The sequence below is a fragment of the Alphaproteobacteria bacterium genome, from assembly GCA_004295055.1.
Classification (GTDB): Bacteria; Pseudomonadota; Alphaproteobacteria; order SHNJ01; family SHNJ01; genus SHNJ01.
On record SHNJ01000012.1, the window covers coordinates 12,539 to 36,093 of the forward strand.

Here is a 23,555-nt window from a genome sequence, read left to right on the forward strand (position 1 = left end):
TCTATTCAATTCTATATAGTTTATACCGTATGCAGAATCAAAATTACATGCAAATCGCGCTGACCGAAGCACGGGCGGCCGAGGCCCGTGGCGAAGTGCCTATTGGCGCGGTGGTGGTCGACAAGTCCGGGCAAATTATTGCGCAAGCAGGCAACAGAACGGAAGAAACGAACGATCCATCCGCCCATGCCGAATTATTAGCATTGCGTATGGCGGCACAAAAAATCGGCGAGCCCAGATTGGTCGATTGCGATTTGTATGTGACGTTGGAGCCATGCACCATGTGCGCGGCGGCGATCAGCCAATTTCGTGTCCGGCGGTTATATTATGGCGCCTATGATCCCAAGGGCGGCGCGGTCGATCATGGCGTTAAATTTTTTGCCTCCCCCACTTGCCACCACGCGCCGGAAATTTACGGCGGCATTATGGAAAGCGAAACCGGCGCGTTATTACGCGGTTTTTTTGAATCGAAACGCGCATAATTCCATATAGAAAAAAACCCGGATTTATTGTATTTTCAAATCCTGCTTAACAAGGGAATTTCCATGAATATTTTGGTCATTGGCGGCGGCGCGCGGGAACATGCATTATGCTGGGCAATAACACAATCGCCCGATTGCGGTAAATTATTTTGCGCCCCTGGCAATTATGGCATTTCGCAAATCGCCGCAGGCGCCAATATATCCGTGACCGATTTTACTGCGATTACCGATTTTATCAAAACCAACAAAATCGATTTTGTGGTTGTCGGCCCGGAACAACCACTAGTCGCCGGACTTGCCGATCATCTGATAAAAATAAATGTGCCTGTATTTGGCCCATCGCAAGCAGCCGCGCAATTAGAAGGATCGAAAGGATTCGTCAAGGATTTATGCCGCGAACATAATATTCCAACCGCCGGATATGAACGCGTTTACGATGTGCCAGCGGCGGAAAAAGTTATAGCCAGAATGAAAGGCAAAGTGGTGGTCAAGGCCGACGGGCTGGCCGCCGGCAAGGGTGTTATTATCGCCGAAAATCAAGCCGAAGCGGTCGGAGCGGCAAAAAAATTATTATCGCCTGGTCCCGAAGGCCATCCGTCGCTGGTTATCGAAGAATTTTTGGATGGCGAGGAAGCGAGCTTCTTTGCCCTGGTCGATGGCGAAACCGTGGTGCCATTGGTCGCGGCGCAAGATCACAAACGCGCCTTTGATGGCGATCTGGGCCCGAATACCGGCGGTATGGGCGCTTACTCCCCCGCGCCAGTTTTTACCCCCGCCATTCAACAACAAGTGATGGAAAAAATTATCCGCCCAACCGCGCGCGCGATGGTATCGCGCGGCATGCCGTTTCGCGGCGTGTTATTTGCCGGCCTGATGATTACCGAGACCGGACCGCATTTGATTGAATATAATGTGCGGTTTGGCGATCCGGAATGCCAGGCGATTTTGCCCCGCCTGGATGGCGATTGGCTGAAGGTTTTATACGCGACCGCGACCGGAAAATTATCCACCCTACCCGCGTTAAAATGGCGCGATATATGTACATTGGGCGTTGTTTACGCCAGCCAAGGGTATCCGGAACAATATAAGAAATACACGCCGATCCGCAATTTGGATGCTCTGAAAGGTCTGCCGCATATTCAACTGTTCCATGCCGCAACCAAATGGAATGAAAATCAAATCGTTGCCGATGGCGGCCGCGTTTTATCTATAGTTGGCGAAGGCACAACCATTGCCGAGGCGCAAAAACGAGCTTATGACGCGATTGGCAAAATCGACTGGCCGGACGGTTTTTACCGCAAAGATATTGGCTGGCGCGCGATTGCCGGCAAAAAACAAGTGGCGTAAATGGCCGATCCGGCATTTCAAAATTCTCCCAGCAATATTCCCGAATTTACGGTTTCGGAAATTGCCCATGCGGTTAAACGCGTGGTCGAAGGCAGTTTTGAACGGGTGCGGGTGCGCGGAGAAATATCAGGCCTAAGCCGCCCGGCATCGGGCCATGTATATTTCAAATTAAAAGACGCGGATGCGGTTTTGGACGGCGTGTGCTGGAAATTCAGCGTGCCGCGATTGAAAATAAAACCGGAAGACGGGATGGAAATCATCGCGACCGGCAAGGTTTCAACCTATCCCGGCGGATCGCGATATCAGATTATCGTCGATTCGATCGAACTTGCCGGCCAAGGCGCATTGTTAAAATTGCTGGAAGAACGCAAGAAAAAACTGGCCGCCGAAGGATTATTCGATCCCGAACGAAAAAAGAAATTGCCGTTCTTGCCGCGCGTTATTGGCGTGGTGACATCCCCGACTGGCGCCGTTATCCGTGACATCCTGCATCGTTTGGCCGATCGGTTTCCTCGCGATGTATTGGTTTGGCCGGTGCCGGTGCAGGGCGATGGCGCCGCCGCGCAAATCGCCGCCGCGATTACGGGCTTTGACACAAAATTGCCGGAAAATGGCATTCCAAAGCCCGATGTTTTAATCGTCGCGCGCGGCGGCGGCAGTATCGAGGATTTATGGGAATTTAACGATGAATCGGTCGTCCGCGCTGTCGCCAATTGTTCAATTCCGGTTATTTCGGCAGTGGGGCATGAAACCGATGTTACTTTGATCGATTATGTCGCCGATGTTCGCGCGCCGACACCAACCGCGGCGGCGGAATTGGCGGTACCGGTGCGATTGCAATTGATCGCCGCCATGGCGGATAAAACCGCAAGACTACAAAATGCCATCGCCAAATTTCTGCAATTGCATAAAAAACATTTGCAAAGCCTGTCCCGCGGCCTGCCCCACCCGCGCGAACGTTTAGCGATGATGCAGCAGAAACTGGATGAACGCGTTTTACGCCTGTCCAAATCGGTTGCCGCGTTTCTACATGCGCGAAACCTGCGATTGCATAAGATTCATATTTCGCCCGAATTATTGCGGCTTGACCTGCGCCGCCAAGGGCAACAAATCAAACAATCCGAAGCCCGATTGCGCCAGGCGATCATACGGCATTTGCAGCGCGCCAAAGATCAGTTTTCCAAACAAACAAGGCTGCTGCAAACCCTGTCTTATGAACGGGTGTTGGAGCGCGGATTTGCGTTAATGCTGGATCAAAATGGCCAGGCGGTGACTAAAATCGACGCCGTCAATGTCGGCGAAGATTACAGAATTCGTTTGCACGATGGAGAATCCACAGCCACGATTAAAGACAAGAAGAGAAAATAGTTACATAAACCGGCTTAATAATTTTTCCAATTGGCCTGGATCGGACCATTCCACCCGCACGTGAATAGGTTCGATATTTTCTTGCAGATTTTGTTCGATGCGCACTAAATCTTTGGCGGTTGTGACCAGATGGGCGCCTTGGCGTTCGGCTTCTTTGATCAGTAAAACAATTTCCGAGGAATTGAAATAATGATGATCGGGAAAATCATGGGTTTCAATTACATTTAAACCGTAATCCCGCAACATATGGTAAAATTTTTGTGGGCGGCCGATTCCGGCAAAAGCCATGATTTTCCGGCCCTTCAGTTTTTCGATTTGCCGCGCATCCGGCACCATCCTGGCTTGCAGAATCGGCTTGCTGCTTGGAATCCTGGCAAATAGATGGTGTTTATCTTGGCCGTACAGAACGATGGTATCGGCGCGATCGACCGCATGATCGAATTTTTCGCGCAATGGCCCGGCCGGAATGATCCGGCCATTGCCAACGCCATATTCGCCATCCACCACCAGCAACGATAAATCTTTGTGAAGATATGGATTCTGAAATCCATCATCCATCACAATAACATCCGCGCCTTCGGATACGGCCAATTTAGACGCGGCGACACGATCTTCGCCGATGACGGTTATGCCCGTGCGGGTCAATAATAAGGCTTCATCGCCAACATGAATCGCTTGATGCGCGTGGGGATCGACCACCAATGGACCGCCATAAATGCCCCCATACCCATAACTTAGAAATACCGGGGTTTTATTCTGTTTTTTAAAAAACTCGCCCAGACTGAGGCAAATTGGCGTTTTTCCCGCCCCGCCAGCCACCACATTGCCGACACAAATAACCGGCACAGATGCCTTGTATGTTTTGGCGAAATCGCGGCGCATTTTTCCAAGTCCGGCATATAACCAGCTTAAGGGCGTAAAACAACGCGCGGCGGGGCAATCGATATGCCAAAACTCAGGCGTTTGCATAGCGCACATCCTGTTGTTGAACAGGGCCTATATAGGGCTGCAAACGCGCCACTACAAAATCTAAAATCCGGTCTTGACTTTGTGCCACGGCAAGCGCTCGTTGCCCCAGACTTTGAGAAATATAAATATCGCCCAGCAATCTTTGCACATAGGATTGCAATTCCAAATCATTATTTACCACCCAGGCCGCTTGCGCGGATTGCATCGCCTGATGAAGATCAACAAAATTCTGCATTTGCGGACCATAAACTATGGCGCATCCATATCGCGCCGGTTCCAGCAAATTATGCCCGCCTTTGACTTTTAAACTGCCGCCCATGAATACGATTTTACAAACGGAGAAAAACAAACCAAGCTCGCCAATCGTATCGGCTAAATATATATCGGTTGAAGCCGCAATGGCTTGGCCGCGCGAACGCACAGCCACATTCAGCCCCAATATGCGCAATTCATTTTGAATCTTGGTGCTGCGTTGCGGGTGGCGCGGAGCGATAATAGTCAAAAGCCCCGGATATTTTTGCCGTAAAACACGATGCGCTTCGCCGATCGATTTTTCCTCGCCCTCATGCGTGCTGGCGGCGCACCATACAAGCCTGCTGCCTATAGATTGCTGTAACCAATGCCGGTCAGCCTGGCGATAAGGCAGTGGAGCGGCGGCAAATTTTAAATTTCCGGAAATTTCAACTGGCGATGCGCCAAGCGCCGTAAAATAACGCGCATAAGTTTCATTTTGCGCCAGCACATGAGAAAAGTTTTTCAATAATTGCGCAATAAAACCAGGATTCTTTTGCCAAGATTCAAATGATTCATCCGACATGCGCGCGTTCAATAAAACAATATCTATATTGCGCGCCTTGGTTTGGGAAATCAGATTCGGCCATAATTCCGATTCCACCCAAATGGCGAAATTTGGCATCCAATGATGCAAAAAACTGTCCACCCATCCTGGATGGTCCAGCGGAATATATTGATGCAACAACCGGGAATGCAGGCGTGGCTTTATAAATTCCGCCGATGTTTTTGTGCCGGTGGTGATTAAAACGGTGATATTCGGATAAAGTATAAATAGCCGTTCGATCAAGGTTAATACCGATTGGCTTTCGCCGACGCTGGCCGCATGTATCCAAACCAAACGCCCGGCGGGACGTGGCATAGTAGCCCGTCCGAATCGTTCGCATAGACGTTGTGGGTCTTCCTTACCCAACCGCACACGGATTTTTAAATACAACCGCAAAATCGGGGCGATCGCACGCAGTGTCCATCGATACAGAGTCAGTTTATTCATGATGCTTTCCGTTGAGACATCATATCATTAAGCCTGGATTCGTCCAAGGGGATTGGCGTCTGACCGCATAATTGGTCGGAACGATTCGAAACATCTATCAAGTCCTGCTCTAATTTCTGGCGGTATAGTTCCAGGTCCGCGTCGCTGCAATCTTGCGGCACATGGATAGGATTACCCCATACATAGGCGCCACGCGAAAATGGCAAACAGACCAAAAACCGGTCCCAACTTTGTAAAACCTTGCGTTTACTGGTCGCAACCGAAACATTAACGATTGGAATGCCGGTTAGTTTCGCCAGATACACAGGGCCAGGCGCGGCTTGGAATCGCGGCCCACGCGGCCCATCCGGGGTAATGCCGACACAATAACTCTGTTCAATTTTTTCGACCATTTCCCGCAATGCGGCGCTGCTGCCGCGCGAGGTGGAGCCTGTAACCGTGCCCACGCCATAATGATGAATAGTTTGTGAAATAAATCTGCCGTCACGATGCTGCGAAATCAAAATCGTCGCCTTCACCCCTTTGCGCCAGCAACGGCACATGCACAGCAAACGATTATGCCAAAAACAGACGATCATCGGTTTGCCGGCATCCCAAAATGATTCCGGCACCGCGCGATTATGGTGTTCCCAGCGCGACGTGTAATACACCAATTCCATATATAAATAGGCAACCCAGGAAATCAGCGATTGCACCAACGAAGATTGAATCAATTTGCGGCGGAATTTTTTGGACATTTACGCGTTCACTGCGTTCAATTGCGGCGCTGGTTGGTTCTGATCCTGGGCCTGATATTGCATGCTATATAATTTGGCATACGCACCGCCCTTGGCCAGCAATTGTTGATGGGTGCCGGATTCCACCACCCAACCTTGATCGATGACATAAATCAAATCCGCGTTGACGATGGTCGACAGGCGATGCGCAATCACAATCGTGGTTCTGCCGCGCATCAAATCCTGCAAGGCGCTTTGTACCTGGCGTTCGGTATTGCTGTCGAGCGCCGAGGTTGCCTCGTCCAGCAACAGAATGGGCGCGTTTTTCAGCATGGCGCGGGCAATCGCCACGCGTTGCCGCTGGCCACCCGACAATTTCGATCCTTGCGGACCAACCGGTGTGTCGTATCCATTTGGCATGGACATGATAAATTCATGCGCGCCCGCCGCCTTGGCCGCCTGAATAATATCCAGCTCCCCGGCGTTCTTTTGGCCATAGGCAATATTGGCGCGGATCGTATCGTCGAACAGCAAAGTTTCCTGGCTGACCAGCGCCATCGCATCGCGCAGGCTATGCAAAGTTACATCGCGCACATTCTGGCCATCAATCACGATAGAACCCTTGCTTACATCATAAAAGCGCGGGATTAGATTTAAAATCGTACTTTTGCCGCCGCCCGATGGACCGACCAGGGCCGTAGTGCGGCCAGCCGGAATATCCAGTTGCATATTCCATAACGCGGTTTTGCCATTATCATACGAAAATTCGACATCGCGGAATTCGATTTTGGCTTGAGCCAATTCTAAATCCTTGGCATCCGGAGCGTCGACAATTTTAGACGGCACTTCGAGCAAGTCATAAATACGCTGGGCGGAAGCCATGCCTTCTTGCAATCCGGCGTTTAATTTTGCAAGGCCTTTTAACGGCTCATACGCCAACAATAACGCCGTGATAAACGAGAAAAAAGCGCCCGTGGTTTTATAGCCGTCAATAACCTGATATCCGCCATAAATAATAACGGCGCAAACCGCGATGGCGCCGAAAAATTCCATAATGGGAGAATTCGCGGAACGATAACGTTGCGAACGTTGGGATAAAATATAAAGATTTTCGGTCAAATGTTCGGCGCGGGAAACTTCTTCGTCTTCTGTATTATTCGCCTTCACGTGGCGCATGCCATGAAATACTTGTTCCAATAATGATGCATACGTGCCCGCGCTGCCCTGCGATGTATACGATAATTTACGCACCTTACGGCCCAATTTGGCAATCGGAAACGCGGTTAAAGGAAAAACTACCAGCGCGATAAAAGCCAATTTGGCGTCCTGATAAAACAACATCCCCATCAGGAAAATCAGTGTCAGAATATCCTTGCCCATGCCCGTGATGGTGTTCGCCACCGCATAACGCAACATCCCTACGTCATATGTAAAGCGCGATACCAACGCGCCAGTTTGCGAACCGTGAAAAAATGCCAGATCCGCGCGCACCACATGGCGGAACATCCGGTTTTGCAAATCGCGAATAATGCCCTGGCCAATGCCGTTCATCAGCATCGCCTCGCCATAAGTCGCAAGGCCGCGCACGGCGAACAATACGATTACCGCAAGACCGATTGGCCACAGGGCGGCTTCGTTTTTTTCGATAAATATTTTATCCAGAATCGGTTCGATCAATTTTGCAAATGTGGCCGTGGTCGCGGCGATAATGACCATCATGCACAAGGCCAGACCCAGGCGGCCCTTATAATTTTTAATGTGATCGCGCGCCAAGCGGCGCATAAGAGTACGGGTGGTAGCAAAATTCGGTTTGATTTTATCCATCTATTGTCCCGCCAGCGTCATTTGCCCGACACGAATTGTCGGACTGTCGACGCCATATTTAAATTCCAAATCATTGGCCGGCGTCAGTTCCATAAACATTTCCGATAAATGCCCGGCGATGGTGACTTCCGATACGGGATAAGCAATCTGCCCGTTTTCAATCCAAAACCCGGATGCGCCCTGGCTGTAATCGCCAGTAACCAGATTCACTCCCATGCCCATGGTTTCAGTGACATAGAACCCTTGCTTAATATCGGCCATCAATTGTTGCGGCGTAACCGAACCAGAAGCCAAATAAAAATTGCTGATCGAAGGCGATGGCACACTGGAAACGCCGCGCACCGCATGACCGGTCGAATGCAAACCCAATTGACGGGCGGAGCGGCAATCCATAATCCAATTCTTTAAATAACCGCCTTCGATAAAATGAATATTGCGCGTCGCGATGCCTTCGGCATCGAACGGCCGGGACCGCAAGGCGCGTGGGCGCGATGGATCGTCGATAATATTGATGGAGCCCTTAAATATTTGCTGACCCATTTTCGATTTCAAGAATGATGTGCCACGCGCCACCGTCGCGCCATTGATTGCGCTGGCCACATATCCCACAATACCGCGCGCGACGCGCGGATCGAATACCACCGGCACTTGCTGTGTTTTGACTTTGCGCGGATTCAGGCGCCTTACAGCACGCTCGCCGGCCTTGCGGCCGATAATATCCGGCGAGATCATGTCCTTGTAAAAAACGGCGGAGCTATAATCATAATCGCGCTCCATCCCGGTGCCTTCGCCGGCAATCACCGATGCCGATACTGAAAAACTCGATTGATCATATTCACCGGCAAGACCATTACTATTTACCAAATAAATTTTAGAACGGCTGGCGTGCGCGTCGCCGCCTTCGCTTTTGGTAACGCCTTTAACGGCTTGCGCGGCGTCCTCGGCTTTCTTTGCCCATTCTTGCAATTTTTCTTCGCCAATATCGGAATCATCGGCGTTATGATGCTTATGCTCGCCAATCAAAGAGTCGTTTTTATCGGCAAGGCCGCAATACGGATCATCCGGCGAGGCCTTGGCCATCGCGACCGCGCGGTCAACCACTTCGTTGATTTCGGTTAAATTGGAATAGGACGAAGATACTACCGATTGTTTTTTACCGATAAATACGCGCAAACCAACATCGGCCGAGGCGGAGCGTTCCAATTTTTCCAGCTTGCCGTACCGTACCGATACATCCTGGCTAACGGAGTCCACCAAAATAGCGTCGGCCGCGCTTGCCCCCTTGGCAATCGCTTTACCAATAATATCGCCCAAAAAATTCAAATGATCCGTCATTATAAAATCGTTTCCATAAATAAAGCCGAGGATACGATCAACCCGGCCCAAATATTGCTTTTAAACCTTGCAAGCGCATTTTGCGCATCGCCCGACAGAAGGGTTAACACCTGCCATAACAACAGGCAACTTAGCACAAACATATGGCCAAAGTACACCATGCCAAATCCTTGTAAAACCCCCAGAAATACAAGGATTGACGCCATCCAAACATAGCATAATAAAGCCATGGGATGCACTGAACCTTGCATTAAAACCGCCGTTGATTTCACGCCAATCCGCATATCGTCCTCTATATCCTGCAAGGCATATATAGTGTCGTAAGCCAAAGTCCACAATATCGCCGCCATATATAAAAGACCGGCTGCGGGGTCGAGCCGCCCTTGCAAAGCCGCATATCCAACCAAAATTCCCCAATTAAAGGTAATGCCCAGAAACAATTGCGGCCAATAGGTGATACGTTTCATCCATGGGTATAAAGCAACCGGAATAATTGCGCCCAACGCAACGATTCGCGCAAAATTATTTAGAACAAATAAAATTGGCAAGGCGCAGACGCACAAAAATATAATCAATATGATCGCCTGTTTCTTGGAAATCTCGCCGCTGGCCAGGGGCCGCATAGCGGTGCGCTCAACCTTGGCATCGAAATCGCGGTCGCAAAGATCGTTGTAAATGCATCCGGCGCTGCGCAGTAAAACGCTGCCGATAAAAAACAGGCTCGCGTAATAAATATATGCGGTCAAATCGCCATTCCAGGCAAGCCCAAGCCCCCACAGGCATGGAAAATATAACAGCCAGATCCCAACCGGCTTGTCCCAGCGCGAAAGGCGCGCAATAGCATTGAAATTCATGGATCTTGACCTTTGGCTTTAATGCGATACTCTCTGCCGCATGAGTACGGAATATAAAGCAAAAACACGGCTTTATCTAGCGAGCGATTTGGCCGCCGGGCGCGATATCCCCTTGAATAAAGACCAGGCGCATTATTTGCGCAATGTGCTGCGCGCGGATACTGGCGCGAAGATCCATGTTTTTAACGGCCGCGACGGCGAATATGTGGCCGAATTCGACGGTAAAACATCGATCGTAACCGGCACACAGACAGAATCGCAAAAATCGGATTTGGACGTTTGGGTTTTATTCGCGCCGGTGAAAAAAGATCAAACCGACTTTATTTTACAAAAATGCACCGAATTGGGCGCATCGGTTTTACAGCCGGTTTTTACCGATTATACCAATACCGAACGGTTTAATATCGAACGCGCCGCCGCCAATGTGATCGAAGCCAGCCAGCAATCGCGGCGATTAACCGTGCCAGCGGTGAAACAAGCCGATTCGTTGAAAAATATTCTGGCCGCATGGCCCAAAGACCGTGCGTTGATTTTCTGCGATGAAATGCGGACCTCGCCGCCACTGCCAAAGATTCTAGCGGATATGCAGGGTCAAAAACCGGCGTTTTTATCTGGCCCGGAAGGCGGGTTTAGCGCCAAGGAACGCGATTATTTAAACTCTCTGCCGTTTGTGAAATCCGCCAATCTTGGCCCACGCGTTCTGCGCGCCGAAACCGCCGCCATGACCGGCCTTGCGGTTTATGGCGCGATTTACGGCGACTGGAAATAATTAAACGCGGACTATATATCCGGCATGACCATGTTGCAAAAATCCGAATTGATCGAAATTTTTACCCATCAGTCCAAACCGCGCAGCGAATGGAAGATCGGGGTTGAATTCGAACGGTTTGCGTTTAATAAAAAAACTTTGAAACCGCTTCCATTTTCCGGCCCGGTCAGCACAACCGCCCTGCTGCAAAAACTAATCGAGAAATACAATTGGCAGGCCGTTTATGAGGGCGGGAATATTGTCGCCCTGAGACGCGAAACGCAATCCATTACGTTGGAACCTGGCGGCGCGGTGGAATTATCCGGCGCCACATTGCCGTCGGTGCATCATTGCTGTAAAAGCGTCAGCACCCATATGCGTGAAACGGAAGATGTGGGTAATGAATTAGACATCGGATTTCTGACGCTTGGATTTGACCCGAAATGGGACCGCAGCGATTTCACATGGGTTCCCAAAAAACGATACGACATTATGCGCAATTACATGCCGCGCGTTGGCGACATGGGCATCGACATGATGCTGCGCACCGCAACAGTGCAAGTAAATTTGGATTACGAGTCGGAATCCGATATGATCCAGAAAACGCGCATCGGATTGGCGTTACAGCCGATTATCGGGGCAATGTTTTCCAATTCGCCATTTAAAAATGGCGGCCTAAATCAATTCCAGTCATACCGCAACCATGTTTGGCTGCACACCGATCCTGCGCGCACAGGCAATTTGCCTTTTATGTTCGATAGCGATTCGGGATTCGAAAAATATGCCGATTACTTGCTGGATGTGCCGATGTATTTTGTCATTCGCAACGGACAATATATCGACGCCAGCGGCCAATCGTTCCGCGATTTTATGGCGGGAAAACTACCTGCCCTGCCGGGTGAATTCGCCACTGTCGAAGATTGGAAAAATCACATTACTTGCGTATTTCCGATTGTCCGGCTGAAACCATGGATCGAAATGCGCGGCGCGGATGGCGGCAGCTGGGAATATTTATGCGCCCTGCCCGCTTTATGGACTGGATTACTGTACGACGCAGATGCGCAATTGGCCATGACCGATTTAATAAAAAACTGGACCGCGGACGAAAGAAGATCCCTGCATCTGGATACGCCGAAAATGGGACTACACACCAAATTTCAGGGCGGCACCGTAATCGATATCGCGCGGCAAATTGTAAATATTGCTGAACATGGCTTAAAACGCCGCGATTTCCGCGACAAAAACGGCGCCGATGAAACTTACTTCCTGAATCCATTAAAAGAGATTTTACAATCCGGCAAAACTCAATCGGATTTGTTAATCGAAAAATTGAATGGCGAATGGGGCGGAAAGATAGACCAACTTTTTAATGATCAAAACTAAACCCGCTAGGCCTAAGGATTTTTGTGATTTTCGAGAACCGGAGCGCAGCGTACGTTAAAGTACGCAAGCACCGAAAAGCGCAGAAAATTGCAAAAAGCCAACGGCATAGTCAGGGTTTAAAAATCCGTGGTGCGGCCTTTATGTTGCCAATCGCCATGCTCGGTCGGATTCTGACCTTTATACCCTCCCACTTCGGGGTCAAGCGGCTGTTTCGGCGCTGGGGCGGGCGCCTTATTTTCCAAGTCTTTGTTTTTATTGTTATCCATGATTGTAATTTGACCTTGCCGCGTTAAAAATCAAGGGTAAATTGGCGCATGGCTTCACCATTACAATCCCGCATCGTCGCGTTGCAAATGTTGCAGGATATTTTGCGCGACCATAAAGCTATGGATCAATGTTTAAGCACTAATCGTTATTTCGCAAAATTAAGCGCCGAGGATCGCGGTTTTGTCCGCCTGTTACTGGCAACCGTCTTGCGCCATTTGGGCGAGATTGATGCCGTCTGGCAAGGATTCATGGACAAGAAGTTGCCAAAAAAAGCCTATACCGCCGCCGATATTTTACGCCTGGGAATCGCGCAATTATTGTTTTTAAAAACCCCCGCCCATGCGGCCATCCATACCAGCGTTGAGTTGGCAAAACATAAAAAATTGGATGGATTAAAAAATCTGATCAATGCGGTTCTACGCCGCGCGCAAAGCGAGGGTGAAGTCAAACTGGCGGAATTGAATGCGATTACATTGAACACGCCGGACTGGTTATACGACAGCTGGGCCAATATTTATGGCAATGATGTCGCAACCGCCATTGCGGCGGCCCATGCGGTCGAGCCTGGGCTCGATATCAGCGTTAAATCCGATCCTGAAAAATGGGCGGAACGGTTGGGAGCAGCCATATTGCCGAACGGCAGCCTGCGGCTGAAAGTTGGCGGCCGCGTTGATGCCAAGGATGGTTTTGGCGCTGGCGAATGGTGGGTGCAGGATGTGGCCGCCACGATCCCGGCGCGATTACTGGGTAAAGTGGCCGGTAAAACCGTTATCGATTTATGCGCCGCGCCAGGCGGCAAGACCGCGCAACTGGCCTCAACGGGTGCAAATGTGATCGCGGTGGATCAAAGCCAAGCACGCATCAAAAGACTGGAACAAAATCTGCGCCGGTTGAATTTATCGGCTGGAATCGTCTGCGCTGATGCCGCCAGCTGGCAACCGCCGGAAAAAGTATCCCATATTTTATTGGATTCGCCGTGCAGCGCGACTGGCACGATCCGCCGCCATCCCGATATTCCATATTTAAAAACCAAGGACGATATCAACCGCCTTTCGGAATTGCAGTTAAAAATTCTCCTAAATGCCACGCAAATGCTGGCCCCAGGCGGGATTCTGGTTTACGCGGTTTGCTCGCTTCAGGATGAAGAAGGTCCGCAAATTATGGCCAAAGCCTTGAAACAAAACCCGCAATTGCGGCGTTTGCCGATTACGGCCGCCGATTTACCGGAATTTGCCGATTTGATTAATCCACAGGGGGACGTGCGAACGTTGCCTTGCGACCTCGGCGATATGGGTGGAATGGACGGATTTTATGTCTGTCGCTTGCAGCTTGGCGCATAAACTGCTAACAAAATTATATGCGCAAAATCAAAATAGCCCCATCGATACTGTCCGCCGATTTTTCCAAACTGGGCGATGAAATTCGCGCCATGGAATCGGCCGGCGCCGATTATATTCATATCGATGTGATGGACGGGCATTTTGTGCCGAATCTTACGTTCGGACCGCCGATTATCAAATCGATCCGTTCGGTTACCAAACTGCCGTTCGATGTGCATTTGATGATCGCCCCTGTCGATCCGCTGATTCCAGATTTTATTGCCGCTGGCGCGGACATCGTTTCAGTACATCCGGAATCCGGTCCGCATTTGCATCGCACCGTTCAATTAATCAAAAGCGCCGGGAAAAAAGCAGGCGTTGTGCTGAACCCGTCGACCCCAATCGAATCGATGCAGCATGTTATTTCCGATATCGATTTAATTCTGGTCATGACCGTCAATCCGGGTTTTGGCGGACAAAAATTCATCGCTTCGCAATTGCCTAAAATCAAAATGTTGCGGCAAATGATCGATCAAACCGGCCGCGATATTGATTTAGAAGTTGACGGCGGCATTACATTCGATACCGCGCGCGACGTTATTGCTGTCGGCGCGAATGTATTGGTTGCCGGTACCGCCAGTTTCGCGGGCGGCGCATCCGCATATGCGGACAATGTGAAAAAACTGCGCGCGGCCTAGGTACGGCCATGGCTAAAAGCGCGACCGCAAAAAAACAAAAAACCGAAAACAAAGGATGGTCCGAACGCTTGTCGCAATTCGCGCGCAAGGCCGCCTATGCCAGCCCTATTTATTCCGCGATGCTGAATGGCCAAGTGCCGAATCATTTGCAACAAACTCCGCGCGATGCCTTCGCGGGCGATATTAATATCGGCAATTTGATTATGCGCGGAATTTTTCCGCTGGCCGGCAAAGATCATCCCGCGCAAACCAAAGGTCATACGATTACCTTGTGGCGAGCGCCTTTGATGCAGCAAGCCTTTGACGAATTGCATTCTTTCGCCTGGCTGCGGCATTTGCATGCGGTTGGTGGCAACGCGGCGCGGCAAACCGCGCGGCAATTATTGGAAGATTGGTTCGCGTCGCACGGAACCTGGGAAGAAAAATCCTGGGCGCCCGGCCTGATTGGGGAGCGCTTGACCGCCTGGCTATCGCAATACGCGTTTTTCGGCAGTTCTGCAGACGATCATTTCCGCCACCAGTTTTTTCAATCATTGATGCGTCAATTGCGGCATCTGGTACGCATTTACGAAGATCAAACCGATGGCCCGGCGCGCATTGCCGCCGTCAAAGGCATGTTATTTTCCGCGCGCGCCTTGGGCGACGATTATCTGGATTTTCCGCAAATCGTGATTGAATTGCAAGACGCCATTCACCGGCAGATTCTAGCGGATGGTTGTTATTATCAACGATCGCCAGCCCTGCAAGCGCAGATTTTACAAGATCTGATCGAAATCCGTTCTTTATTTACATATGCCCAGATGCCTTTGCCCGAAGGTTTAGGCGAAGCGATTGCCGCGATGGCGCGCGCGCTGCGTCATTTGCGGCATGGCGATGGTGGCCTCGCCTTATTTCATGGCGCATTCGAAGATAATGCCGATTTTCTCGATCTGTTATTGGTATCCGCCAATATCAAGGGCAAAGCCGGAGACATATTAGAAGAATCGGGCTGGCACCGGTTACAAACCGGAAGGTCTTTGTTAATCCTGGACGCCGGATTCGCGCCAAGCAATCCGGAAACCCGCCATCAAAGTCCATTAGCAATTGAATTTTCATCTGGGCGCGAACGTATTATCGTTAATTGCGGCAGCGGCATTACCACCGCCGACAATTGGATCGAGGCTTGCCGTTCCCCCGCCGCGCATTCCACCCTTTCCCTGCGGGATTATTTACCAGCCGAAACCTATTCCATCCAAACCGAGCGAAAATCCGGGGAAGGACAAATTTGGTTATCCGCGCAAAGCGATGCGTATCGCGGCGCCGGTATTTCCCATACGCGGCAAATTTATGCGAACGCAGCCGGGGACGATATTCGCGGCGAAGATACAATCACCCGCCAGATAGCGGCGAACACCCAAGAACCGATTGAATTTACCATCCGGTTTCACCTGCATCCCAAAATCCAATCGATCGAAGCGCAAAATAGCGTGATTTTACGCACCTCCGGCGGCGCTGGCTGGCGCTTGCGGATGAGCGGCGGCAAACTGGGTCTTGAGAATAGCGTTTATTTAGGGCAAAAAGGACAAGTCCAAAAGACCAAGCAAATCGTTATTTCCGGCGAGTTACTGGGCGATTCAGCGACGGTCAAATGGGCAATTCAAAAAGAAAGCAAAAAATAAGTCCTGAAGTATTAAGTTATGGCCCAAGATTCACGTTCGATTAAACGCGCTTTGATTTCCGTGTCCGATAAAACCGGTTTGGATGAACTGGCGCCCCTGCTCGTTTCCTATGGTATTGAAATTTATTCGACCGGCGGCACCGCCAAGGCGCTCGCCGACATGAAAATGCCGCATCACGATATCTCCAAACTGACCGGGTTTCCGGAAATCATGGATGGCCGCGTTAAAACTTTGCACCCGCTGGTGCATGGCGGCATTTTGGGCAAACCCGATAAACCGGATCATGCCAAGGCGATTTCGGAACATAATATTAAGCCATTCGATTTGATCGTCGTGAATTTATATCCATTTTCTGAAACTGTCGCCAAAGGCGCGGATTACGATACATGCGTTGAAAACATAGATATTGGCGGTCCGGCGATGATTCGTGCCGCGGCGAAAAATCACGCCTATGTCACGATCATTACCGATCCGGCCGATTACAAGGAATTTATCGAATCAATGGGCATTAATGGCGGCGAAATATCGCTGGATTTCCGCAAGAAAATGGCGATGAAGGCTTTCGCGCTGACCTCGCGTTATGATGCGGCCATTGTGAACTGGATGAATGGCCAGGCTGGCGAGGAATTCCCGCAAAGCCTGAATGTTTCTGGTACACGCCAACAAACTTTGCGGTACGGCGAAAATCCGCAACAACGCGCAGCGCTATATCTGAACCCGTCGCAGAAAACCGGCCTTGCCTACGCCAAACAAATTCAAGGCAAGGAATTATCGTATAATAATCTGCTGGACAGCGATGCGGCATTGGAATTGATTTGCGAATTCGACGCGCCCAGCATCGCAATTATCAAGCACGCCAATCCTTGCGGCGTTGCCAGCGCCGATGATTTGGCGGCCGCCTATAAAAAGGCGCTTGCCTGCGATCCCGTCAGTGCGTTTGGCGGCATTATCGCCATGAACCGCAAATTGGATGCGGCCACCGCAACCGCAATCACCGAAATTTTCACCGAGGTCGTCATTGCGCCCGAAGCCGATGAAGACGCGATTAAATTATTCGCCAAAAAACCGAATTTGCGGCTGTTGTTATTGCCCAATTTCCCCGCGCGAAATGCCGAGCATCACACGATCCGCAGCATTAGCGGCGGATATTTGGTGCAAAGCCGCGATGGCGCGGCCGCTAGCCAATCGCAAATCCGCGTTGTGACCAAACGCCAACCATCGGCCGAAGAAGTTCAAGATTTATTATTCGCCGAACGCGTTGGCAAACATGTAAAATCGAACGCGATTGTTTACGCCAAGAATCTTTCGACCGTCGGCATTGGCGCGGGGCAGATGAGCCGGATCGATTCCGCCCGAATCGCCAAGGCAAAGGCGGCCGAATTGAAATTGGAATTGCGCGGATCGGTTGCGGCATCGGATGCATTTTTCCCATTCGCCGATGGATTAGAAGCCATTGCCGATGCCGGCACCACCGCCATCATCCAACCCGGCGGTTCGGTGCGCGATAACGAAGTCATCGAAGCCGCCGACAAGGCCGGCATTGCGATGGTTTTCACCGGCACTCGGCATTTTAGGCATTAACCCATAAAATTAGACGGCTGGTTTTATAAACCAGCCGCCGGTAAATTCACGCCGCAGTTTTTGCATTTAAAGCGAAATAATCGCCCAATACCGATGGGATTACTGCCGGTTTAATCAAGGTTTCATCCGCCATTTTAAAAAATTGATCTATGCCTTGATAAATATAAGAAACCAATTCATCGGATTTATTGCCCATTGCGGAATAGTTCTTAAAGGCAGACCGAACAGCGCTAAGTGCAAAACGAGCGTGATCTGATTCCAGATCCTGGTGCTCCACGACCCAACGGTACAATTGCCTGCCGGTATCGTCTTCCGCCTCCGCCAGTTCTTTTACCAATACTGGCCAATTCCTTGACATGCATCGGTTCAAAACCGTGAATTCCTGCGCGCCACTGGTCTCGCTTGCCATAAAAAATGCGATACCGGCCATAATTCTTCGCAGTTGATCGCATGATTCATCCGGCACAAGCCCGTATCCAATTCTTGTCGACTCCAGTACAGACCGCCGATAAGAATAGTAAGGCTTTTGCGCCGATTCCAAATTCGCGCGCGCATTTCCGGATAAAACCTGTAAAGAACGCGCGACCAATTCCCGGCGCAGGCTACTGTGCAAGGATGTTTCCATTGTCTGGCGATCAATGAATTCATCCGTGATTGCCGCGATAATACCGGAACTAACCTCTTCCGCGCCGATGTCGCCAAAATCATCGTCCATAAAGGCCACTTGCCCGGCCAATTCCAATGCCGCGCCAGGAAAGCCCCGATTGAAGTAATCATAACGAATTAACCAGTCGGCAAATTCATCCGGTTGGCGGATAGTTGATAATCTGCGACTCAAACGTTCAGCAAATTGTAAGGCTTGTTGTTCCGCATAAGATTTTATGCTGTTGATCTGATCCATTTTTCTCTCCTATTAATTTATTTTGTTTTTTGTAAAACTATTCCCAGAGCGCCCCTTATGCCCGCAGTCATTTTGCCAAGAGCATTTAACGCGGAAGCCCGTTCCGGACCCGCCGGGAATTGCTGTGTGACACAGAAATACGCTAAACGGGCATCATCTAAAATCATGGTGGGGAGTTTACCGAGCGCTTTTGATAAACGGGCACGGGTGATATCAGAAGCGCTTTTCTTTTGTTCGGGACTTTGTATCAACCCTTTTTCATACATCCATTGCACCGCCCAAAGTGGCGCGGCCTCGCAAACATATTGGATAAATGATTGCGGTTTAGGACGCGGCAACCCGGCGGATTGCTTGCCTGCCTTTTCGGCAGCCAATACCCAAGCCGGATAATTAGGAGCGGCCATCGCCGTTACATCGGGCTTTTGCACTGAAAGCTCTTCAAGCACAAATTTTTGTCCGGATCGCAGTGCCTCCATATATGGGGTGCGCCCTTGAATATTGGGCAAATTGGCATCCGCATTATTATTCATCAAGCTTCGAATAATAGGCGCGATACGCGCCTGGCTAGCGCCGGTTGATGCTAAGTATTGACAATACAATAAAGGCACATCCGCCGGATAACATGGCGCTTTGGGATCATAGCAGGGTTCAAATTGCGCCTGTATATCGCCGCTTCTGGCATAGGCCCAAATACGCTGATTGGGATTGGCTTCTAATTCACCAAACAGATATTGCAATAACCCGGTATTGCCTTCATCCACAGCACGTGCAATCGCCGCAAATAAAATGGAAATCTGGCCGCAATATTTTTTGCCATCAACATTGCGGCGCCCGTCACCCAGCACTGCAAAATCGCGAATACTGGCGCCCTTATTCTGCACCCAGGGTTTTACGCGATCCACACCGAATGCTTCGACATAGGCTTTAATATCCGCTGCGCTAAAACAATATGCATTTCCGTTTTTGGCTAATATAGCTTCGATCAAAAGATCGGCGGACAACACCAATCCGCCTGGCGTTGCGCTAGTCAACGTGGAATCGGATATCAGCAATAACGCGCCGGCAATGCCACAATCGGTTATTGGCCGGCTGTCTTTTATTTTAAGGGCAAGATTCCGGGCCGGTCCTTTAAGATCGTCCCAACCAACTTTATAAAACTTCCCGCCGCCAATTGTTGTGAAAGTTTGTACATTAACATCTGTAATTATTCCGTTCATTTTATTCTCCATGCATCTGAAATTTTTAAAAATAAATAAGCCCGGTTTTTCTAAGACCGGGCCAATAAACAATTTATGTGATTAAATGTTATTGACCCCTTTTGGGGTGATGCATGGAATGGATTGCGGCGCTGGCAGCAACAGCGCTAGTCAAGAAAATGAAATTATTTAATTTGCTGCGGATCATAATTACTCGCTTAGCCTGTTTAAAATTGTGCGGTAACCTTGATAAGGTTCGTCTTTTAAAAATCTTGCGACACGGCCAACCGTGGTAACGCTGGCGCCAATTTTTTTCTGAATCTCCCGATACGACATTTCGCCCTGGTTCAGAATTTGCGCAATTTGCCAGCGTTCTTCCATATCTTTAATCTCTCCTGGCGTACAAAGATCGCGCATAAAATCGCGGCATTCTTTTTCGTTACGCAATAATAAGATCGCTTCGTACAAAGAAACCACCTTGGCCTTTTTGTTTTTGACTGACATTGTCCGGCTCTCTTTCCCTAAAGTGCGCCACAGCACAAATACTTTTGTAGTTCTGTATTATGGCGCTACTGTAGTGGCATAGTAGTACAATTGGACAGTATGGTCAATAGTTATTATTAAATAAATTATCTATATAAAACAATTACTTGTTATTTTTATGGGCAACGGAAGCATTATGGTCATGATTCGAATTAGAGTTTAACGGAGTCAAATTGTGCGAATTGGGATTGAACATGATGTGAATTGCTCTGCTGATATTGTGAATATGTGGCATTAGGTTTGGCAGTAGAAATCCAATGTGCCTGTAATCCTGATTGTGTCTGTTACCCTTGCTTGGCCAAGCTAAATTAGCTTTTTCATCGATATTGTGCGTGTGATTGTCCACACCGTGCATGGATTGATTCTGATCGGAAAGAAGAGAAGCCGCTAGATTTTCTACCATGATAGACTCCATTGGGGGTTGATAAGGAAGGACTGTATTGTTGTATTACTATAATGATACATTAATACGGACAAAATACAAGTCAAGCGATAAAAATAATTATTTTGTTTTTTAGATTTTACCGATCCCCAAACGGATGGTTTTTTTAAATAGAGTCGGCAGGGCAACCTGATCCAACTTATTGATATTATGCCAAAATCCGCCATCAAACGGATGCCGGTTCATATTTGCCACATAAAGATCCAGCTCGAGGTCAAAATGGGTAAAACTGTGCCGCACTTTGGATTTTAATTTATCCCAACCCGTTCCTTTTGGCGCAGACAGGCTGGATTTTTTCTCTGCGCTTTTATGATCCCAATTGGACGATGGCACCTCGATCATGTCGCCCAGCATCGATTTGCCGGCGCGTTTGCGCAGAAAAATTTGTTTTTTGTCGTTGATGACAATGAATGCCTGCCCATACCGCACCGGTTTATTTTTGTTTTTAATTTTAACCGGCAACCCCACCGCAATATTCTTCTCGCGCGCCATGCAGTTATTTGTCAGCGGACAAACCGTACATTGCGGAGCATCGATCGAACAAAGCCCCGCGCCCAAATCCATCATCGCTTGCAAATAATCGCCGGCGCGTTTCTGCGGCGTCAGTTTTGCGGCGTGATTAATTATTTGCGGTTTTGATTTAGGCAATGGGTCGCGAACCGCAAATAACCTTGCGATAACCCGCTCTACATTGGCATCCACCGCATATTCACTTTGATCGAAAGCGATAGCGGCAATCGCACCGGCCGTGTAATCGCCGATACCTGGCAATTCCATCAGTGCTTTTTTCGTTGTGGGGAATTCGCCGCCATAATCGCGCACCAAAACGCCAGCGCATTTGTGTAAATTCCGCGCGCGGGCATAGTATCCAAGCCCCTGCCATAGCGTTAAAACATCGTCTAAATTTGCCACCGCCAGCGCCGTGACCGTTGGGAAGCGATGGATGAAGCGCGGGAAATATTTCATCACCGCCGGCACCGTGGTTTGTTGCAGCATAATTTCGGAAACCCAAACATAATATGGGTTTTGAACGGCTCCGGCGGCCGCGCGCCAAGGCAATTCGCGCCGGTTTTTATCATACCAGGCCAGTAATTTTTGATCTATCGTTTGACGACGTTTTGCCATAGAATCGATGTAGCATAATCATGGACCAAAACGAGATTGAAATTTATTCTGCCGACGACAGCGAACCATATCCGGTGGTCCGCAGGCCAGGTTCTTATTTGAAACCGGCTTCCAGCCTGGTGCCGCAATTATTACAGCAAATTCCTGGGTTTGATGCCCGTCTGGCGCAATTATTGACGCAATGGGGCAATATTATCGGCGCGCCGTTAAATCAATTCTGCGCCCCCGATAAAATTATCCAAAGCCGCAAGGACGATCCATGTATATTGCAATTGCGGGTCATGGGGGCGGCGGCGCTGGAAATTCAGCATCAACAGCCGCAAATCATTGAACGGATTAATAGTTATTTTGGCCATCGTTTAATTCATGGCTTGCGGTTGGTACAAGGTTATATGCCAAACAAAACCGCCGCCACCGCAAAGCCGGTTATGCGCCCCGCCAAACCTTCTGAAATTCCAGCCAATTTAAACGAAATAGAACAGCCGGAATTGCGAGAAAGCCTGGCCAAATTGGCGGCCAGTTTAGATTGATAAAAAATCCATTTTATATCAATAAGTTACAAGATTTCCGCCGATGCCTTAATTTCGATCTAAATCCTTGTTATTATTAAAAAATTCCATTGCTGTGCTGCCGTCTGGTGGGCTACATTCCAGCAACATTTAAAAAGGAGATATGTGTGCGCAAAATAATAATCATGATGTTGGCATTTGTCGCTGTTATCTATGCAGCTGGATTTATTTACGGCGTTATTGCTTATAAAAACGATCCATTCAAACGCATCTCTTCGATTGAAGTGCAACAAGCGTTGGCAGCGGATAACCACGCCGATACAACGCCAGCGGCGCCGGAAAACACCAAACCCGCTAAAACTCAAGGCGCAAAAATCCCAGCCGCCGCCGTACCGGATCGCGTATTGGGCAATCCAAAAGCACCGGTTGCCATTGTGGAATATGCATCCTTGACTTGTCCGCACTGCGCGCATTTTCACAAAGAAATTTTGCCGGAAATTAAAAAGAATTATGTCGACACCGGCCTGGTAAAATTAATTTTCCGCCCATTTCCGTTTGACGGCATCGCGTTAAAAGGCAGCATTATGGCCTATTGCTTGCCGGAAGCGCAGTTTTATCCATTTATCGATGCGATTTATTCCAGTCAAGAGGAATGGGTACGCGGCAATAACCCGGAAGCGGAACTGAAAAAAATCGCCCGTCTGGCAGGCTTGACCGAAGAAAAATACAAGGAATGTTCCGGTGAAAAAAGCGCCCTGAACAAACAGATTCTGGAAACCCGCATGAAAGCCGAAAAAGAATTGGGCATTTCATCGACCCCGACTTTTTTGATTGGCGGAGAGAAAATCGAAGGCGCCAAGCCGTTTGAGGAATTTAAAGCTGTTCTGGACAATCAATTGAAACAAGGCAAAGTCCAAAAGTAAGGGCCGAAAAATAAAGAAAATACTGTGGAAAAGGGGCAAAACCGCATAACTATGCCTCCCTTTTCCGGGGCCAGTCAGCGAT

Annotated in this window: 23 protein-coding genes; 11 read left to right on the forward strand and 12 right to left on the reverse strand. The window is 49.4% G+C overall.

Annotated elements, in window-relative coordinates:
• Positions 1 to 29: 29 nt before the first annotated feature.
• From EYC62_02725 to EYC62_02735, 3 genes are all read left to right on the forward strand, one after another.
• The gene (locus EYC62_02725; protein ID TAH36031.1) at positions 30 to 482 is read left to right on the forward strand and encodes a nucleoside deaminase; all 453 of its coding nucleotides are present in this window, start codon (positions 30 to 32) and stop codon (positions 480 to 482) included.
• Between the two features lie 63 nt (positions 483 to 545).
• Positions 546 to 1,829 carry a phosphoribosylamine--glycine ligase gene (gene purD / locus EYC62_02730; GenBank protein ID TAH36032.1) on the forward strand — a complete coding sequence of 428 codons (1,284 nt, stop codon included), beginning with the start codon at positions 546 to 548 and terminating at the stop codon, positions 1,827 to 1,829.
• Complete coding sequence (locus tag EYC62_02735) at positions 1,830 to 3,197, forward strand: exodeoxyribonuclease VII large subunit (protein ID TAH36033.1); 1,368 nt, start codon at positions 1,830 to 1,832, stop codon at positions 3,195 to 3,197.
• Here the strand turns inward: EYC62_02735 and EYC62_02740 are convergent, their stop codons facing one another.
• The 6 genes from EYC62_02740 to ubiA are packed head-to-tail and all read right to left on the reverse strand — an operon-like array spanning position 3,198 to position 10,180.
• Positions 3,198 to 4,175, reverse strand: coding sequence for a tetraacyldisaccharide 4'-kinase (locus EYC62_02740; GenBank protein ID TAH36034.1), 978 nt, complete (start codon positions 4,173 to 4,175; stop codon positions 3,198 to 3,200).
• Positions 4,153 to 5,451, reverse strand: a complete 1,299-nt coding sequence (locus EYC62_02745) for a 3-deoxy-D-manno-octulosonic acid transferase (protein ID TAH36035.1) — start codon at positions 5,449 to 5,451, stop codon at positions 4,153 to 4,155. Before EYC62_02745 ends, EYC62_02740 begins: the two co-directional genes overlap by 23 nt.
• Positions 5,448 to 6,188, reverse strand: a complete 741-nt coding sequence (locus tag EYC62_02750) for a DUF374 domain-containing protein (protein ID TAH36036.1) — start codon at positions 6,186 to 6,188, stop codon at positions 5,448 to 5,450. The genes EYC62_02745 and EYC62_02750 overlap by 4 nt, the downstream gene beginning before the upstream one ends.
• Positions 6,189 to 7,991, reverse strand: a complete 1,803-nt coding sequence (locus EYC62_02755) for an ATP-binding cassette domain-containing protein (protein TAH36037.1) — start codon at positions 7,989 to 7,991, stop codon at positions 6,189 to 6,191.
• The gene (locus EYC62_02760) at positions 7,992 to 9,326 is read right to left on the reverse strand and encodes a TldD/PmbA family protein (GenBank protein TAH36038.1); all 1,335 of its coding nucleotides are present in this window, start codon (positions 9,324 to 9,326) and stop codon (positions 7,992 to 7,994) included.
• Positions 9,326 to 10,180, reverse strand: coding sequence for a 4-hydroxybenzoate polyprenyltransferase (ubiA, locus tag EYC62_02765; protein ID TAH36039.1), 855 nt, complete (start codon positions 10,178 to 10,180; stop codon positions 9,326 to 9,328). The genes EYC62_02760 and ubiA overlap by 1 nt, the downstream gene beginning before the upstream one ends.
• A gap of 40 nt (positions 10,181 to 10,220) precedes the next feature.
• Between ubiA and EYC62_02770 the strand changes: the two genes are divergently transcribed.
• Both EYC62_02770 and EYC62_02775 read left to right on the forward strand, forming a co-directional pair.
• Complete coding sequence (locus EYC62_02770) at positions 10,221 to 10,949, forward strand: 16S rRNA (uracil(1498)-N(3))-methyltransferase (protein TAH36040.1); 729 nt, start codon at positions 10,221 to 10,223, stop codon at positions 10,947 to 10,949.
• Positions 10,950 to 10,973: 24 nt separating this feature from the next.
• Positions 10,974 to 12,311, forward strand: coding sequence for a glutamate--cysteine ligase (locus EYC62_02775; GenBank protein ID TAH36041.1), 1,338 nt, complete (start codon positions 10,974 to 10,976; stop codon positions 12,309 to 12,311).
• A 116-nt stretch (positions 12,312 to 12,427) separates the two neighbouring features.
• Here EYC62_02775 and EYC62_02780 read toward each other — a convergent pair whose 3' ends face one another.
• Entirely contained in the window at positions 12,428 to 12,577 is a 150-nt protein-coding gene (locus EYC62_02780) for a DUF1674 domain-containing protein (GenBank protein TAH36042.1), read from the reverse strand.
• A gap of 48 nt (positions 12,578 to 12,625) precedes the next feature.
• On the opposite strand from EYC62_02780, the gene EYC62_02785 reads away from it, so the two are divergent.
• Genes EYC62_02785 through purH form a run of 4 tightly spaced genes read left to right on the forward strand, consistent with a single transcriptional unit; the run spans position 12,626 to position 17,834 of the window.
• Entirely contained in the window at positions 12,626 to 13,918 is a 1,293-nt protein-coding gene (locus EYC62_02785) for an MFS transporter (GenBank protein TAH36043.1), read from the forward strand.
• Between the two features lie 17 nt (positions 13,919 to 13,935).
• Positions 13,936 to 14,595 carry a ribulose-phosphate 3-epimerase gene (locus EYC62_02790; protein ID TAH36044.1) on the forward strand — a complete coding sequence of 220 codons (660 nt, stop codon included), beginning with the start codon at positions 13,936 to 13,938 and terminating at the stop codon, positions 14,593 to 14,595.
• A gap of 8 nt (positions 14,596 to 14,603) precedes the next feature.
• Entirely contained in the window at positions 14,604 to 16,253 is a 1,650-nt protein-coding gene (locus tag EYC62_02795; protein TAH36045.1) for a hypothetical protein, read from the forward strand.
• 18 nt (positions 16,254 to 16,271) lie between these two features.
• Entirely contained in the window at positions 16,272 to 17,834 is a 1,563-nt protein-coding gene (gene purH, locus EYC62_02800; GenBank protein TAH36046.1) for a bifunctional phosphoribosylaminoimidazolecarboxamide formyltransferase/IMP cyclohydrolase, read from the forward strand.
• Positions 17,835 to 17,880: 46 nt separating this feature from the next.
• Here the strand turns inward: purH and EYC62_02805 are convergent, their stop codons facing one another.
• The 5 genes from EYC62_02805 to mutY all read right to left on the reverse strand — a co-directional run bounded on the left by EYC62_02805 (position 17,881) and on the right by mutY (position 22,041).
• On the reverse strand, positions 17,881 to 18,735 hold the full coding sequence (locus EYC62_02805) for a hypothetical protein (GenBank protein TAH36047.1): 855 nt from the start codon (positions 18,733 to 18,735) through the stop codon (positions 17,881 to 17,883).
• A gap of 17 nt (positions 18,736 to 18,752) precedes the next feature.
• Complete coding sequence (locus tag EYC62_02810) at positions 18,753 to 19,952, reverse strand: hypothetical protein (protein TAH36048.1); 1,200 nt, start codon at positions 19,950 to 19,952, stop codon at positions 18,753 to 18,755.
• A gap of 189 nt (positions 19,953 to 20,141) precedes the next feature.
• Positions 20,142 to 20,408, reverse strand: a complete 267-nt coding sequence (locus tag EYC62_02815) for a transcriptional regulator (protein TAH36219.1) — start codon at positions 20,406 to 20,408, stop codon at positions 20,142 to 20,144.
• A gap of 169 nt (positions 20,409 to 20,577) precedes the next feature.
• On the reverse strand, positions 20,578 to 20,877 hold the full coding sequence (locus tag EYC62_02820; GenBank protein TAH36049.1) for a hypothetical protein: 300 nt from the start codon (positions 20,875 to 20,877) through the stop codon (positions 20,578 to 20,580).
• A 111-nt stretch (positions 20,878 to 20,988) separates the two neighbouring features.
• Positions 20,989 to 22,041 carry an A/G-specific adenine glycosylase gene (gene mutY, locus EYC62_02825; protein ID TAH36050.1) on the reverse strand — a complete coding sequence of 351 codons (1,053 nt, stop codon included), beginning with the start codon at positions 22,039 to 22,041 and terminating at the stop codon, positions 20,989 to 20,991.
• A 20-nt stretch (positions 22,042 to 22,061) separates the two neighbouring features.
• On the opposite strand from mutY, the gene EYC62_02830 reads away from it, so the two are divergent.
• Both EYC62_02830 and EYC62_02835 read left to right on the forward strand, forming a co-directional pair.
• Positions 22,062 to 22,571, forward strand: a complete 510-nt coding sequence (locus tag EYC62_02830) for a DUF721 domain-containing protein (protein TAH36051.1) — start codon at positions 22,062 to 22,064, stop codon at positions 22,569 to 22,571.
• Positions 22,572 to 22,717: 146 nt separating this feature from the next.
• On the forward strand, positions 22,718 to 23,473 hold the full coding sequence (locus EYC62_02835) for a DsbA family protein (GenBank protein ID TAH36052.1): 756 nt from the start codon (positions 22,718 to 22,720) through the stop codon (positions 23,471 to 23,473).
• Positions 23,474 to 23,555: the final 82 nt, after the last annotated feature.